General features: G+C 40.4%; 13 protein-coding genes and 1 other RNA gene. 4 read left to right on the top strand and 10 right to left on the bottom strand.

Annotated features, from left to right (window positions below; translation table 11 throughout):
- Positions 1-127: 127 nt before the first annotated feature.
- The gene (clpB, locus tag GUA46_RS08775; protein WP_176620173.1) at positions 128-2,728 is read right to left on the bottom strand and encodes an ATP-dependent chaperone ClpB; all 2,601 of its coding nucleotides are present in this window, start codon (positions 2,726-2,728) and stop codon (positions 128-130) included.
- 142 nt (positions 2,729-2,870) lie between these two features.
- Here clpB and ytxJ point away from each other — a divergent pair, with 142 nt between their 5' ends.
- Positions 2,871-3,260, top strand: coding sequence for a bacillithiol system redox-active protein YtxJ (gene ytxJ, locus GUA46_RS08770; protein ID WP_176620172.1), 390 nt, complete (start codon positions 2,871-2,873; stop codon positions 3,258-3,260).
- Between the two features lie 76 nt (positions 3,261-3,336).
- Here ytxJ and GUA46_RS08765 read toward each other — a convergent pair whose 3' ends face one another.
- Positions 3,337-4,521 carry a hypothetical protein gene (locus tag GUA46_RS08765; protein WP_176620171.1) on the bottom strand — a complete coding sequence of 395 codons (1,185 nt, stop codon included), beginning with the start codon at positions 4,519-4,521 and terminating at the stop codon, positions 3,337-3,339.
- A gap of 251 nt (positions 4,522-4,772) precedes the next feature.
- Between GUA46_RS08765 and glyA the strand changes: the two genes are divergently transcribed.
- Positions 4,773-6,047 (top strand): serine hydroxymethyltransferase, encoded by a 1,275-nt coding sequence (glyA, locus tag GUA46_RS08760; protein WP_176620170.1) that lies wholly within the window; start codon positions 4,773-4,775, stop codon positions 6,045-6,047.
- Between the two features lie 16 nt (positions 6,048-6,063).
- Here the strand turns inward: glyA and GUA46_RS08755 are convergent, their stop codons facing one another.
- The 8 genes from GUA46_RS08755 to GUA46_RS08720 all read right to left on the bottom strand — a co-directional run bounded on the left by GUA46_RS08755 (position 6,064) and on the right by GUA46_RS08720 (position 12,906).
- Positions 6,064-6,729 carry a hypothetical protein gene (locus GUA46_RS08755; protein WP_176620169.1) on the bottom strand — a complete coding sequence of 222 codons (666 nt, stop codon included), beginning with the start codon at positions 6,727-6,729 and terminating at the stop codon, positions 6,064-6,066.
- 181 nt (positions 6,730-6,910) lie between these two features.
- Complete coding sequence (locus GUA46_RS08750) at positions 6,911-7,579, bottom strand: response regulator (protein WP_108246254.1); 669 nt, start codon at positions 7,577-7,579, stop codon at positions 6,911-6,913.
- A 28-nt stretch (positions 7,580-7,607) separates the two neighbouring features.
- A complete protein-coding gene (locus GUA46_RS08745; RefSeq protein ID WP_176620168.1) occupies positions 7,608-9,497 on the bottom strand; it encodes a tetratricopeptide repeat-containing sensor histidine kinase in 1,890 nt (629 codons plus the stop codon).
- A gap of 15 nt (positions 9,498-9,512) precedes the next feature.
- A complete protein-coding gene (locus GUA46_RS08740; protein WP_176620167.1) occupies positions 9,513-9,692 on the bottom strand; it encodes a hypothetical protein in 180 nt (59 codons plus the stop codon).
- Between the two features lie 334 nt (positions 9,693-10,026).
- A complete protein-coding gene (locus tag GUA46_RS08735) occupies positions 10,027-10,200 on the bottom strand; it encodes a hypothetical protein (protein ID WP_176620166.1) in 174 nt (57 codons plus the stop codon).
- A gap of 137 nt (positions 10,201-10,337) precedes the next feature.
- Positions 10,338-11,072, bottom strand: a complete 735-nt coding sequence (locus GUA46_RS08730) for a LytR/AlgR family response regulator transcription factor (RefSeq protein WP_176620165.1) — start codon at positions 11,070-11,072, stop codon at positions 10,338-10,340.
- A gap of 398 nt (positions 11,073-11,470) precedes the next feature.
- Positions 11,471-11,863: an acyl-CoA thioesterase gene (locus GUA46_RS08725; RefSeq protein WP_176620164.1), complete on the bottom strand. Its 393-nt coding sequence runs from the start codon at positions 11,861-11,863 to the stop codon at positions 11,471-11,473.
- Entirely contained in the window at positions 11,863-12,906 is a 1,044-nt protein-coding gene (locus GUA46_RS08720) for a glutaminyl-peptide cyclotransferase (RefSeq protein ID WP_176620163.1), read from the bottom strand. Before GUA46_RS08720 ends, GUA46_RS08725 begins: the two co-directional genes overlap by 1 nt.
- Positions 12,907-13,004: 98 nt before the next feature.
- On the opposite strand from GUA46_RS08720, the gene ffs reads away from it, so the two are divergent.
- Together ffs and GUA46_RS08710 are read left to right on the top strand one after the other, a co-directional pair.
- An RNA gene (ffs, locus tag GUA46_RS08715) (signal recognition particle sRNA small type) lies at positions 13,005-13,103 on the top strand.
- A gap of 24 nt (positions 13,104-13,127) precedes the next feature.
- The gene (locus GUA46_RS08710) at positions 13,128-13,937 is read left to right on the top strand and encodes an SDR family oxidoreductase (protein WP_176620162.1); all 810 of its coding nucleotides are present in this window, start codon (positions 13,128-13,130) and stop codon (positions 13,935-13,937) included.

Here is a 13,937-nt window from a genome sequence, read left to right as displayed (position 1 = left end):
ATTTAAATGTAATGGCATTCAAAAGTTGTAGATTTCTAAAATTTTGACAATAAAATATGATATAAATAAAAATCCCCTCCCGAGAAGTTAGGGGAGGGGATTTTCTGACTGAAACTTATTTGGAGAATTATTCTACCAATTCATCTTGATTTCTGAACACCAATTGATCGTCAAAGGAATCCAAAAGCACTATGCTGTCGGAAGTTATTTTTCCTGACAACAATTCCTTGGAAAGGTTGTTCAACACCTCTTTTTGAATCAATCGTTTTACAGGTCTTGCTCCATATTGCGGGTCGAAACCTTTTGCCGCCAAATATGCAATAGCTTCTTCGGTTGCATCAAGGGTGATGTTCTGCTTTGCCAACATTTTCTTCAAGTTTTCCAATTGCAATCCCACAATGTCCTTAATGTCCGATTTGCTCAATGGCGCAAACATGATGATGTCATCGATACGGTTGAGAAACTCCGGTCTTATGGTCTTGCGTAACAATCCCAAAACTTCTACCCGGGCTGCCTCTGAAGCACTTTCCACATCTACAGCATCTTCAAACTTCTCCTGAATGATGTGGCTTCCCATATTGCTCGTCATAATAATGATGGAGTTTTTGAAATCCGCCACGCGACCTTTGTTATCGGTCAATCTACCTTCGTCCAATACCTGTAACAGTATGTTGAAGGTATCGGGGTGCGCCTTTTCAATCTCATCCAGCAATATGACGGAATAAGGTTTACGCCTTACGGCTTCGGTCAACTGTCCGCCCTCATCATAACCCACATATCCTGGAGGTGCTCCTACCAATCGGCTCACCGAGTGACGCTCTTGGTATTCGCTCATATCAATCCGAGTGATGGCATTTTCATCATCGAACAGATAGGCGGCCAAAGTTTTTGCCAACTCGGTCTTACCTACACCTGTTGTGCCCAAGAATAGGAACGAACCGATAGGCTTCTTGGCATCTTGCAATCCGGCCCTGCTTCTTCGGATGGCGTCGGATACGGCAATAATCGCTTCATCTTGACCTACCACGCGTTTATGCAGCACATCTTCCAATTTCAAGAGCTTTTCGCGTTCGCTCTGCATCATCTTGTTCACGGGAATGCCTGTCCATTTGGCAACCACTTCGGCAATATCTTCATAAGTTACTTCCTCTTTGATCAACGTGCCCGCAGTTTGCTGCTCTGCCAACTCATCTTGGAGTTTTTCCAATCGTTCCTGAGCTTCTTTTATCTTTCCGTACCGCAATTCGGCCACTTTTCCATAATCACCGTTTCGTTCGGCGCGTTCGGCTTCAATCTTATAGTTTTCAATATCCTCTTTTGTTTTTTGGATATTGTCCACCACGGTCTTTTCGCTTTCCCATTTGGCAAAGATTTCGTTTCGTTCTTCCTTAAGGTTGGCCAAATCCAAGTTCAAGGTTTTTAATTTAGATGTATCGTTTTCCCTTTTGATGGCCTCCAACTCAATTTCCAATTGCATTATTCTACGGTCGAGCACATCCAATTCCTCGGGTTTGGAGTTGATTTCCATGCGAAGTTTGGAAGCGGCCTCGTCCATGAGGTCAATGGCCTTGTCTGGCAAGAATCTATTGGTAATATAGCGTTGTGATAACTCCACGGCACCAATTACAGCTTCGTCCTTGATTCGAACCTTGTGGTGTGCTTCATATTTTTCCTTGATTCCTCTAAGGATGGAAATGGCACTCTCGGTATCGGGTTCATCCACCATAACTTTTTGGAATCTGCGCTCCAAGGCTTTGTCCTTTTCAAAATACTTTTGATACTCATCCAAGGTCGTAGCTCCGATAGCTCTTAATTCACCACGGGCCAAGGCAGGCTTCAGAATATTTGCCGCGTCCATGGCGCCTTGTCCGCCACCGGCACCGACGAGCGTGTGAATCTCATCAATAAATAGAACAATGTTACCATCCGATGAGGTTACCTCTTTGATTACGGCTTTTAGACGCTCTTCGAACTCACCTTTATACTTGGCGCCCGCGATTAATGCGCCCATATCCAAAGAATAGATGACTTTGTCCTTCAGGTTTTCTGGAACGTCCCCTTGTATGATTCGATGTGCCAGACCTTCGGCAATGGCGGTTTTACCCACACCGGGCTCACCCACCAACATCGGGTTGTTTTTGGTGCGTCTGGACAAAATCTGCAATACCCTACGAATTTCCTCGTCACGCCCTATTACGGGGTCCAATTTGCCACTATCGGCCATTTGGTTAAGGTTGTTCGCATATTTATCCAAGGAGTTATAGGTTTCCTCTGCGCTTTGCGAAGTTACCTTACCGCCTTTGCGAAGTTCTTCGATGGCTGCTTTCAAATCTTTTTCAGTCGCACCCTGATCCTTTAGAATCTGGGCGATTTTACTCTTGGATTTGAAAATAGCGAGTAGCAAATGCTCAACGGAAACATACTCATCACCCATGTTTTTGGCCACGATGCTCGCTTCGTTGACCGTTTTTCCAGCTTCTCTGGAAAGCATGATGTCACCTCCAGATACTTTTGAAAAGCTCTGGAGTTCCTTGTCCAATATTTGGTTGAGGAGGTTGGTGTTGACGTTCAGTTTCTTCAATATGAAAGGCAACACGTTTTCATCGACCTCGGCAATAGCCTTGAACAAGTGTTCGTTCTCGATTTGTTGATGCCCAAATTCTTGGGCCATTTGTTGGGCCCGCTGAATGGCTTCCTGTGATTTTATGGTAAAATTATTAAAGTTCATTGTCGTTGTTTTTCTCTGATATGTCAACAACCTTACCAATAGATGTGTACCGTCAAAATGGCTGATAAAACCAGAAACAGCAAGACATTTAGTCAGATGTAAGCTTTTTGTTTGCTCACGACTTATCCTGTAAATTTGCACTATGGGAATATTTGACAGTGTTTTTGGAAAGAAGGAGGGAACAAAGAAAGAAAGGAAGGAGTTGCCGTGGATTCAATTGGAGTCCATAGCTCAATTGGAAACGATTGTGGAACGCTCAAAGTACAAACCTCAGGTAATTTATAAGCACTCTAGCACCTGCGGTATCAGTAGGATGGTATTGAATATGTTTACCGAATCTTATGATATGGATTTGGATATCGACCTCTATTTTTTAACGATACAGCATCATAGAGATGTGTCCAATACAATCGAAGATAAGTTTGAAGTTCGTCACGAATCACCACAATTGTTGGTGATTAAAAAAGGAGAAGTGGTCTTTCATACTTCGCATGGTGCCATTTCGGATACGGACTTTACGAAGTATTTATAGTAAAAGGAACGTATGTCAGTTCGAGCGCAGTCGAGAACTTAGGATATCTCGACTGCGCGCGGTGTGACACAATCTTTTAGTTGAATTGATATTTTGATACGATGCTTTTGAGTCGCAATTTAAGGTCTTCGCCTGCATCGTATACCATTTGTTCGTTGGAAGGAAAGGGAACTTCCCTTGCGTTCAAGTATAGCACTAAGTCATCTTCCAAAGCTCTTTTATCACCTTGATAGTTGGCGAAAATATGCTCGAACAGAAATTCGCTGGATAGGGGATAGGAGTTGATTACCTGTCCGTTTCGCAAGTCTGTAAAACTTATCTTGGCGCCAATCTGTGCGGTCTTTGTTTGTGTAAACTGGAACAATTTACAGGTAACCGTACGCATCTTGTCAATTTTTATCTTGTTTCCTAAGCTGTCTTTTACGACGTTGCCTTCGCGGCCCAAAAGATATTCCCAGCCATCTTTGATCTGTCTCTCTTTGATAACCTGTGTTTCGTTGATTCTCTCCGGAGATACGTTGATTTCCATAAAATCCAGATTCATGGCGTAATCATACTTAACATTGGCCAAAGGATTGGTATGGTATTGCAGCCAAAAGTTATCAATTCCAAAGGCATTAAAATCCAATAGTTCCGACTCCAAACGTTCTGGAATTATCTGTTGTGTTTGATTTGCAATATCAACCCTTACAAATTCAAGTCCTTTGTTGTAGGCCTCGTCCATTTTGGATACAGTTTCCCTGTAGCCTGGATTTATTTCTTGTAGATACTTAAGGTCTTCGTAAGCATTTCTGTAATCAGTTTTGTATTTCGCCGATGCCAAAAGGTTCAATGCATTTTGATATAAATGCTCTGAAAGATCGTCCTTGGTGTTCAAAATTTGATTGTCGTAGTTTACAAATTTGAAATTGGCCGTTCTGCCTTCATCATTAATATACAGAGGAAGCAAAGGTCTTATACGTTGCTGAATCTGTTTTAGCTGTAAATATTTGTTGTAGATGGTCTCCAAATTGGCCGGATTGCCATCGTTCTGAAGAAAGGAGATTTCCTGTTGCTCTCTTGCGGTATTCTTGGCAAAAGCCTCTTCTAGTAGCAATATGTATTCCTGATGTCCTTTTTTGGTCTTGTTTTCCGCAAGATTTTTAATGGCCTTGTTCATCGCCGCCCCATAGTTGCCCGTGTTTAGGGCCTCTTGGGTTTTCTTGACACCGCCACATGCGGCAAGAACTAAAACTGTGGTTAAGAGTAAAAGTTTTTTCATTAGGGTCAACTTTATGGTTGTTATGTGGAATTCAATAGCTGTGCCAAAAATCCTCTTCCTATAAACGAAAAAGGGGTGATTGTAGTATATTTTTAATAAAAACCCTTTTGAAATGGCGGACTGTACAAGATTTAACTTTTTCACAGAATTGTTAATTGTCGTTTAATAAAATAATGTTCCAGCACTATTTTTATAGATGGAAATCCCCTTTCAATTTGTAATTTTACGCCCTTAATTAAACAATGGGCAACATGCAACGAGACCAGAAGATTTTTGAACTTATAGCGCAAGAAAAAGAAAGACAGTTGGAGGGTATTGAACTAATAGCTTCCGAAAACTTTGTAAGTCCGCAAGTAATGGAGGCCGCAGGCTCCGTGCTTACGAACAAATATGCCGAAGGATATCCTGGAAAGCGCTATTATGGCGGTTGCGAAGTTGTTGACCAAGTGGAACAATTGGCCATTGATCGTGCCAAGGAGCTTTTTGGAGCTGAATATGCGAACGTGCAGCCGCATTCTGGCTCACAGGCCAATGCATCGGTTTACCACGCTTGTCTTAATGCAGGGGATAAAATTTTAGGTTTCGATTTGTCCCATGGAGGGCATTTGACCCATGGTTCGCCCGTGAATTTCTCAGGAAAATTGTACAACCCGGTTTTTTATGGGGTTGATGAAGAGACCGGTATGCTTAATTATGATAAAATTCAAGAGATTGCGGACAAGGAAAAGCCGAAATTGATCATTGCTGGTGCATCTGCCTACTCAAGGGATATGGATTTTAAAAGATTCCGTGAGATAGCTGATAGTGTAGGTGCTATTTTGTTGGCCGATATTTCACACCCTGCAGGTTTGATAGCCAAGGGTATTTTGAACGACCCTATCCCGTATTGCCACATTGTTACAACCACTACCCATAAAACCTTACGTGGCCCACGTGGAGGTCTTATTTTGATGGGAGAGAACTTCGATAATCCATTTGGCATCAAACTAAAGAACGGCAACTTGAGAAAAATGTCCGCTTTACTTGATTTGGCGGTGTTCCCAGGTAATCAAGGTGGTCCATTGGAGCATATTATCGCAGCCAAGGCCATTGCCTTTGGGGAAGCACTTACAGATGAATACTTGCACTACATGGTTCAGGTAAAGAAAAACGCCGCCGCTATGGCCAAAGCCTTTATGGGCAAGGATTATAAAGTGATTTCCGGGGGCACGGACAACCATATGATGTTGATAGATCTTCGCAACAAGGATATTTCTGGTAAGGAAGCGGAGGAAGTGTTGGTTAAAGCCGACATCACTGCAAACAAGAACATGGTGCCTTTTGATGATAAATCACCGTTCATTACCTCTGGAATACGTTTTGGTACTTCTGCCATTACCACTAGAGGTCTTAAGGAAGAGGATATGGAGACTGTTGTGGGCTTTATTGATGAAATCATCACCGATGCCAATAACGATAATAAGGTAGCCGAAATAAAACAAAAGGTCAACGACTTGATGAAGTCGCGACCTTTGTTCAGTGCTTAGTATTTGCTAAAAAATATTATTCGAAGAGGAATATGCTTTCCTCGTAAAATTTCTTTTGTTGAAGGGAGTAAATCAAAGCCTCGTGTTCTTGATTCCCTTTGTCAAAATAAAGTCCCCAGTAATTATTATAGTTGGTTTCCACATTTATTTTGGATCGGTGGCCCTGTAAGGATGTGTCCTCAAATATAGGTACGAAGACTTCATAGGGCATTTCCGTCAACCCTTTGGTAAAATACACAAAGTGTTTGCCGACTAATGTCAATATATTGCTTGCATGTTCGGGAATACTATGTCTGTACAATCTTGAAATGATTATTGAAGTATCTTTAAAATGCATCGAAAGCTCCATAATATCAGTTGGATAGGCACTCTTTTGGTTAAGCACTTGAAGTGCTTTGTTAAGAGAGGAAGATATGTCGGAGTGACTTTCCTCGGTAACGTTATTTCCGCCCCAATCACCATTGTTGAAGTGCCTGAGACATTCGGTAATCCCAAAATTATGGTACAAATCTATAATAAGATCTGTTCTATTGTTCAGGGAATCATGTTTGCACTTTACCTTTGCGGTCGCAAAAAAATACTTTTCTAGAACTCTAAGAAAATCGTCCAGTCCATCTGTGGCCTCATAGGTTTTTGGACCAGTGTATTTATAACCTCTTTTTGATCTTTTTGGTGATGACATGTGGTGTTGATTGAATTCTTACTATTCTTTCAACATAAAGTTAGGATGAATCTTTTGCATGGGATTGCAGATTATCCTTAAAAATTCTGGGGATTTCCCCTTGTTTGTAAGATTTTTTTGAAAAAAAAATTAAAAATAAACGACAAAATTGGGTTGCGGTCCCTTTTATGGAAAGTGATCACTAAATAAAACCTCTGTTTTTTGCGGCCAATATAAGGGCTAGGTCATTTTCGTTCTCTGTTCCGAATAGCGTCTTTAAATGGCGTTTTCTGTTCTCAATGGAAGAGGGGGAAAGCCGGATGAACTTCTCAAGATCTTTGTTCTTGGTTCCTTTGGACAAATGATACAATATCTGTTTATCCTTTTCATCAATTTCTATGTCATTGGCCATTTTCTTTCTAATGGCACCAAGAGCTTTTGAAGAATAATAAGGTGGGTCGAGCATTATGGTCTTGACCGCATCTTCAAGTGTTTTGGGGTCAATATCAGTCTTTACCAAATACCCGTCCGGATCAACTGATTTTAAGATACTGTTTATTCTAAAATTATCGCTAAAAGAGGACATGAAAACGATTTTGCTACTTGGCACTATCTTACGCGCCAAAATACCCAAATCTTCACCTGTGTAGGGTTGATCTTCGTTCGGGGCGAACAATTGTACATCCAAGAACAAAATATCATACTGAAAAGTATTCACGGAATCCTCGATAAGCTTTTTGCCAGCATGATAGGAAGTAGCCGTATCCACAATAATGTTGTAGCCGTCAAAATTAATGCTCTCCAGTATAAATTTATACCCGAGCATCGTCATTTCGTGGTCGTCTATAGCCAATATTCTCAGTGTTTTCATGGTAGGTTCTATTATTGTATCTGGGGAACTAAGCATTTATTAATTTAGGTTCTTCAGGTGTTTTTACATCCGTGTATTTCGCGGGGATTAAAATTTTAATAGAAGTTCCCTGGCCCCTTTTACTGTCAATATCCAGAGTTCCTTTTATTTTTTTGACCCTTGAAACAATATTTCTAAGGCCAATTCCTTTTTTCTTTTTGTTTACATCAAACCCAACACCATCATCTGTAATAATCAACCTTAACTTATCGTCCATAGCATGGAACGATATGGTAACATGTTGACTTTTGGCATGTTTGACACAGTTTTTCAGCGATTCTTGAATAATCCTGTAAGCATTGATCTTAATGTCCCCCAATAAATCGTCCCAATGTATTTCAGGGTCATAAGTAAAGGAACACGTAATGCCCGAAGATTTTTCAATCTCCACGATCATGTTTTCAAGAGATACAATAAAATTATGAAATTTTTTGTACGCTGCATGGTTCAGTTCGTGTGAAATGGTTCTGATTTCTTCCTCCAGCTCTTGCAGTTTTTCGATAAGACCAGCTCGCTGCTGTATGGAAGCCGGGTCATCACGTTCGTTGAGTCCACTTAAAATGAGGCGTATTCCCAGCATTTCACCCAATATCCCGTCGTGGAGTTCTTCGGAAATCCGTTTTTGCTCCAATTGCTTTCCTTCCTCGAACTTACCTTGTTGAGAAAGTAGGAGGTTGTAAATTTCTTGGTTGCTTTCCTGTTGTCTTTGTTTAAATTTTAATTGATTGTTGTTTACGTACAACGAAACCATGAGCATGAACCCTATCCCGAAGATAATCAGTAATATAGCGGAGTATACCCACACCTGCTTTTCTTTGGTCAGGATTTGGTTTTCCTCTATAATTTCGTCCGTTTCCAGTCGTATTCGTGCAAATTTGTCCCTTTTGGTACGCTCTTCCTCGCTTACGGTTTCATTTAATTGATAGTATTCTTCGGCATAGGCAGATGCTTTGGTGTTATCAAGCTTCGTCAGTAATTTTAGTGCATCCAACGAACGGTCGTTGTTGTAGGTTTCCCGCGCTATGGCGTAGGATTCATTGGCCTGTGCAATTGCCTGTGCTGTATCTCCTTTGGAAGCCAATACTTCAGCATAGTAGTAATGGAGCCTTGCCTTGTCATAGAGATCTCCAGTTTGCATGTTGATGTGGAAAGATTCTCTTAAAAGCTCCTCAGCTTGTTCAGTATCGTTGTCAACTTTAAGAAGGGAATAGGCTAAGCTTCCCAAGGCCTTTTCATAAATATCCGATGATTCTTCTTTTAAATTTTTATCAGTTATCAATTCCAGATAAGCTTGTTTTGCTTTCACATAATCGTCTGAATTGAGATATACGCTGGCAATATTGTTTTGAATTCTCCACAAAAGTTTATTCTTATCCGATTTATTGGATTTTATCAAATATTCCTTGGCTTTGTTATAGGATTCGATTGATTTTGCACTATTGCCCATCCCATTGGCTAGTACTCCTAACATATTATAGGCATTATATAGTCTATAATTGTCATCCAATTCATCAAATAATTTTATTGCAGTCGTAGCGTTAATTTCTCCGCCCAAATAATCTTTATAGGAATCCTGAACCCGTGCCATACCATAAAACATTCTCGCTTTAAGGGATTGTGAAGTGGAATCGGGTGGTAGTTTTTCAAAATTATCCAAAGCATTTTTGTAATGAAAAAAAGCGCTGTCCATGACTCCTTTACTTTCCATAAAAGTGGCAAGGTCCCAATAGGAGTACCCCAATATTTTGTTGGCCCCTGCTGCTTTGGACAATCTTAAAAGTTCCGCATTCGATTTTCTAAAGCCCAAAGAGTCTCTTAATTTCATATAGGCCAGCGAAACTTGCGAAAGCTGTTCCAATTTGGTGGTGTCCTTTGTCATTGCCAATACTTTGGCTTAGGCATCTCTTAAATATGCCTTCCGGTCTTCGAGGGACAATTCTTTGGAAGTTTTGGCAATACTCAACAATTCTTGGATGGTATCTACCTCGGGATTGGAGGTGACTTCCTCTTTTGGTTCTTGCTGGGAGCATCCCAAAAAGAGCATAACAAGTAGTATAAGGGTTCCGTTTTTCAAACTGATTTGGTTCGTTTATATATCCAAGGTAACAAAAAAAGCCCCAAATTTTTAAGGTTTGGGGCTGAGTTGTATGTTCAATATCAATTTAAAGTTCGCGACTATCGTTGATAGTTTGTTGTAATCTGATTGCGCTGTATTTTAAAAATCCGACATGCACCCGATTTTTAAGCAACTTTTTTTGATAACGCTTTAATTGATCATTCTTATGGGTGGGAGCAATCTTATTTTGTATTGAAGGTTCATCCTTTTGATAAAATAGCACCACTGACAGAATGGAGATTGAAACTATATTTTTTATTAAGCTGGTTATGGTATTTGAGAACATTATTTACTACTCATCATCACCACGTCCGTCAACAGCTACATCATCATCATCCGTTGCATTTTGATCTAATGTCAATTGTTCGAACATGGCTTCGGTTTCCTGTACATCTGTTTCGGCTTCACAAGAGTAAAATCCAACTGTTAAAAATGCCACTGCTAAAATGCTAAGTACTTTTCTCATAATGATAGGTTTTGGTATGAATATTAAGTTTATGCAGCTAAAGTACAGGGCATTTTAAGCCAAGGTGGTATATATCCAAAGGGAGTAGTATTCTAAGGAAGTCTGTTAGAATTATACGGTAATCTGCAAGAATTTTGCTAATTGAGGGCTTTTGTCACCGTTTTGGAGAGCATTTCTTTCAATTGGTCCACTTTGTCCTTATATGTTTTGGAAAAGGGAAGTTCCTCTTCTTCTCCATGATTTAGACTGCAAATGGACTTGCCATAATTGATACGGGAAACGTAGCGACTATTAAGAATATAGCTCTGGTGCACGCGGATAAAATCCTTGGGAAGTTTTCCCTCAAAGGATTTCAAGGTTTTAAAGGCACTTATGACGGTACCATCCTTCATGTAGAAATCCGTGGTGTTGTTGTCGGATTTAAGATAAAGGATGTTTTTGGTGTCCAAATACCTATAGTCCTTATATGATTTTAGACAAATGGTAGATGGGGTATCCTGTTGTGGGTGCAATTTTCTTAATCTGAGTATCGTCTTTCTTATATCGAACTCATTGTGTGGTAGAATCCAATAATCAAAAAAACCACCCTTAATGGCATTGTAAGCATATTGCTTGCTCTTTGCATACCCTATTATAATAGGAAGCGTTTGCATGTACTGGTTCAGCTCCGTTACCATCTGAAAGTAATCCATACCATCTTCACCAAGGTTGATGAGCACCAAGTCTGGATTATATTTTAAAATAGAATTGAGTCCAGCGGAAGCCGTGGTGTCCACACCTGCACATACCAAATCTTCGTACTCCTCCAAATAGAGTTGTAGTTGAAGCTTTGAGGTTGCATCGGAGTCGATTATGTTGTAGGTGTATTCCATGTGCAATTTGCTGATTGCAAGTTACTAACGCACAAAATAAACTCATTGCAGTTTTCCCTTAAAAAAACTATGGGTTTTACCTTAAAATGGGCTATTTTCCTACACTTTTCCCTAAAAAATCGTTAAAACAGGTTTAACTGTAATTTTTCATTTCATTTTTTTGAAAGGCTTGAACGTAAAAAATGCCTGTTTCAACAAGTATTGGGATTTAGGAAAGTAGGGAATGTAAAGATGGTCAAGGTTGCGTATAATAGGTTCAACAAATAGGTTTAGTTTATGTTTGGTTCACTACTATATTACGATTTGTTGCCCCGGTTACAAAATTTTTGACAAGGGTATTTTTGGATATAGGACTATATTTCGATGAAATACAGTGTTTTGCATAGTGTGAATGATTGTTAGTCTATAAAAAGTGCTTCAATTTCACTGGGAACCCGTTTGGGTCGGAAGGTTTTGGCGTCCAATAAGCACCATTCCGTAGCCGCTTTTACCAAGAGTTCACCTGTAGTTTTATTTTTGATTTCCACCACCCTCGTAGAAATAGGGCCTTTGTTGCTTTTGATATAAGTATTCAGTAGGATGGTATTTCCCAATACGGCCGATTTATGATAGGTAATGTTGTGGTTCCGAACCACCCAAATCATGGAATGTTGGATTTCTTCAGAGGTAACATGTTTCCAATGTTTTTTGGAAATATCCTGAATCCATTCCACATACCGAATATTGTTTACATGGTTCAGGTCGTCCAAATCGCTCGGGACTACATCAAAAACTTGGGAATAGGTCTTCATTACTCTTTTTTGCGAATTTTGACTTCGAACAGCTTGTCCCAGTTTTTACCGGTCACAAAAAAGGTTTCTCTTTCTGGATGATAGGCCACTCCGTTCAACACAGAATTGCCTTCGTCCCATTCCGGCCCCTTGTTTACCTTGTTTTTGAGCCCTCCAAAGTTAATAACGCCCTCAATGGCTCCTGAGGTGGCATCTATGATCATCATACTTTCCTTCTGGTACACGTTAGCATAGATTTTACCATCGACGTACTCCAACTCGTTGGCCATGTTAAAAATGGATTTGTTGGTGGCGGTTTCTATATAGCCTTGTTCTTCCATGGTTTCCGGGTCAAGAAACCAGATTTTTTCGGTACCGTCACTTTTGAAGATTTTGCTGCCATCGTTGCAAAGGCCCCATCCTTCACGACTTTTGCCGTAAACAAAATTTTTGATTTTCTCCAGATTGGAAATGTCGTAAACAAAACCCATCCCACTTTGCCAGGTAAGTTGGTACAGTTTATCATTCATAATAGTGATGCCTTCACCAAAAATGGTGTTGTCCATATCTATCTGCTGAAGAATCTCACCTGTTTCAAAATCTACTTTTCTAACGCTCGAGTTCCCTCTTTTTCCTGTGCTTTCATACAAAGTGCCATTGTAGAACTCCAATCCTTGCGTGTAGGCACCCGTATCGTGAGGATAGCTATTTACGATTTCATAAGTATACACCTCTGGGGCATCGGCGGCCAACAACCTCATATCCTTCTCAACTTCCACAGTTTTTTCCTCGATTTTGAACTTTGCGACCAAGGTTTTGTTTCCTAGGGTGGGGAGATCCAGAGTCAACTTTCCATTTTCAACAGGCAGTTCCTTTCCATCCATATAATAATGTAGGTCGGAAATTTCGATGTCCTTTTTGTTCTTTAGTGCAACACCTACTTGTTGGTTTTGCTGTATGGCTTTGTTTTCCAATTGAATGGAAAAGTGTTTGGCGGGATCGGCACTTCCTCCGCATGCCAGAAAGAAGAGCAATGCCCCGGATATGGAAAAAAGTTTACCCATTGTTCTTAATGCTTGTGTCATAAATCGTTAATCGTGAAACACCGAAATTAAGAATCAATTGGGATTGCCACAAATATAAAAGGTCGTATATTTGCAACCGGCAAGTCCTACACGACCAGCTCCTGCAGAATCCCTCAGGGCGGGAACGCAGCAAGGGTATGCGGTCGTAGCGGTGCGATGTAGGTAGCTTGCCTTTTTTTGTACCCAAAAATCAGATGATCATGGATAAAAAAGTTGTACTGATCACCGGCGGTTCTTCAGGTATTGGTAAATCCATCGGAACGTATTTGACCCAAAAAGGATTTACCGTTTACGGTACTACGCGAAATCCAAAAAACTACCCCGATTTTAAGGAATTTGAACTTGTTCAATTAAATGTTAAGGATGTGGAAAGCATTCAAAAGGCAGTATCGTATGTGATATCCAAAGAGAATAGACTCGATGTGTTGATCAACAATGCTGGCGTCGGTATCACCGGACCTATTGAAGAAACTCCACATGAAGAAATCCTTCATGTATTTGACACCAACTTTCATGGCCCGGTACATGTGATGAAGGCTGTTTTGCCACAAATGCGTAAACAGGGTAGTGGAGCCATTATCAATATAACATCCATTGCAGGATATATGGGGTTGCCCTTCAGGGGATTCTATTCCGCTACAAAAGGCGCTTTGGGGCTGATTACGGAAGCACTTCGAATGGAAACCAAGGATTTCGACATAACCATCACCAATGTGGCACCGGGTGATTTTGCTACCAATATAGCATCTGGGAGGTATCATTCCCCTGTGATCAAAGGTTCTGCCTACGAAGAAAAATATGGTCAAACCCTTAAAGGAATCGACGAGGATGTGGATAGTGGGGGTGACCCAATTCAGGTAGCCGAGGCCGTTTATAAAATTATCAACCAGAAAAAACCGAAGGTGCACAACCCCGTTGGAGCGTTTTTACAAAAGTTTTCCCTTAGATTAAAGAAGATTTTACCGGACAAAGTCTACGAAAAGTTACTCCTCAACCATTATAAGTTGTAA

The sequence above is a fragment of the Flagellimonas chongwuensis genome, from assembly GCF_013376415.1.
Lineage (GTDB): Bacteria > Bacteroidota > Bacteroidia > Flavobacteriales > Flavobacteriaceae > Flagellimonas > Flagellimonas chongwuensis.
This window is presented reverse-complemented; position numbering and strand designations above follow the sequence as displayed.

What these genes read in the sequence shown, in the direction of transcription:
- GUA46_RS08725 (WP_176620164.1), bottom strand. Translation starts at nt 11,863, where the DNA reads ATGAAGACCTATTCCCAAGTTTTTGATGTAGTCCCGAGCGATTTGGAC.
- GUA46_RS08710 (WP_176620162.1), top strand. Translation starts at nt 13,128, where the DNA reads ATGGATAAAAAAGTTGTACTGATCACCGGCGGTTCTTCAGGTATTGGT.
- GUA46_RS08750 (WP_108246254.1), bottom strand. Translation starts at nt 7,579, where the DNA reads ATGAAAACACTGAGAATATTGGCTATAGACGACCACGAAATGACGATG.
- GUA46_RS08735 (WP_176620166.1), bottom strand. Translation starts at nt 10,200, where the DNA reads ATGAGAAAAGTACTTAGCATTTTAGCAGTGGCATTTTTAACAGTTGGA.
- GUA46_RS08765 (WP_176620171.1), bottom strand. Translation starts at nt 4,521, where the DNA reads ATGAAAAAACTTTTACTCTTAACCACAGTTTTAGTTCTTGCCGCATGT.
- clpB (WP_176620173.1), bottom strand. Translation starts at nt 2,728, where the DNA reads ATGAACTTTAATAATTTTACCATAAAATCACAGGAAGCCATTCAGCGG.
- GUA46_RS08745 (WP_176620168.1), bottom strand. Translation starts at nt 9,497, where the DNA reads ATGACAAAGGACACCACCAAATTGGAACAGCTTTCGCAAGTTTCGCTG.
- ytxJ (WP_176620172.1), top strand. Translation starts at nt 2,871, where the DNA reads ATGGGAATATTTGACAGTGTTTTTGGAAAGAAGGAGGGAACAAAGAAA.
- glyA (WP_176620170.1), top strand. Translation starts at nt 4,773, where the DNA reads ATGCAACGAGACCAGAAGATTTTTGAACTTATAGCGCAAGAAAAAGAA.
- GUA46_RS08730 (WP_176620165.1), bottom strand. Translation starts at nt 11,072, where the DNA reads ATGGAATACACCTACAACATAATCGACTCCGATGCAACCTCAAAGCTT.
- GUA46_RS08755 (WP_176620169.1), bottom strand. Translation starts at nt 6,729, where the DNA reads ATGTCATCACCAAAAAGATCAAAAAGAGGTTATAAATACACTGGTCCA.
- GUA46_RS08720 (WP_176620163.1), bottom strand. Translation starts at nt 12,906, where the DNA reads ATGGGTAAACTTTTTTCCATATCCGGGGCATTGCTCTTCTTTCTGGCA.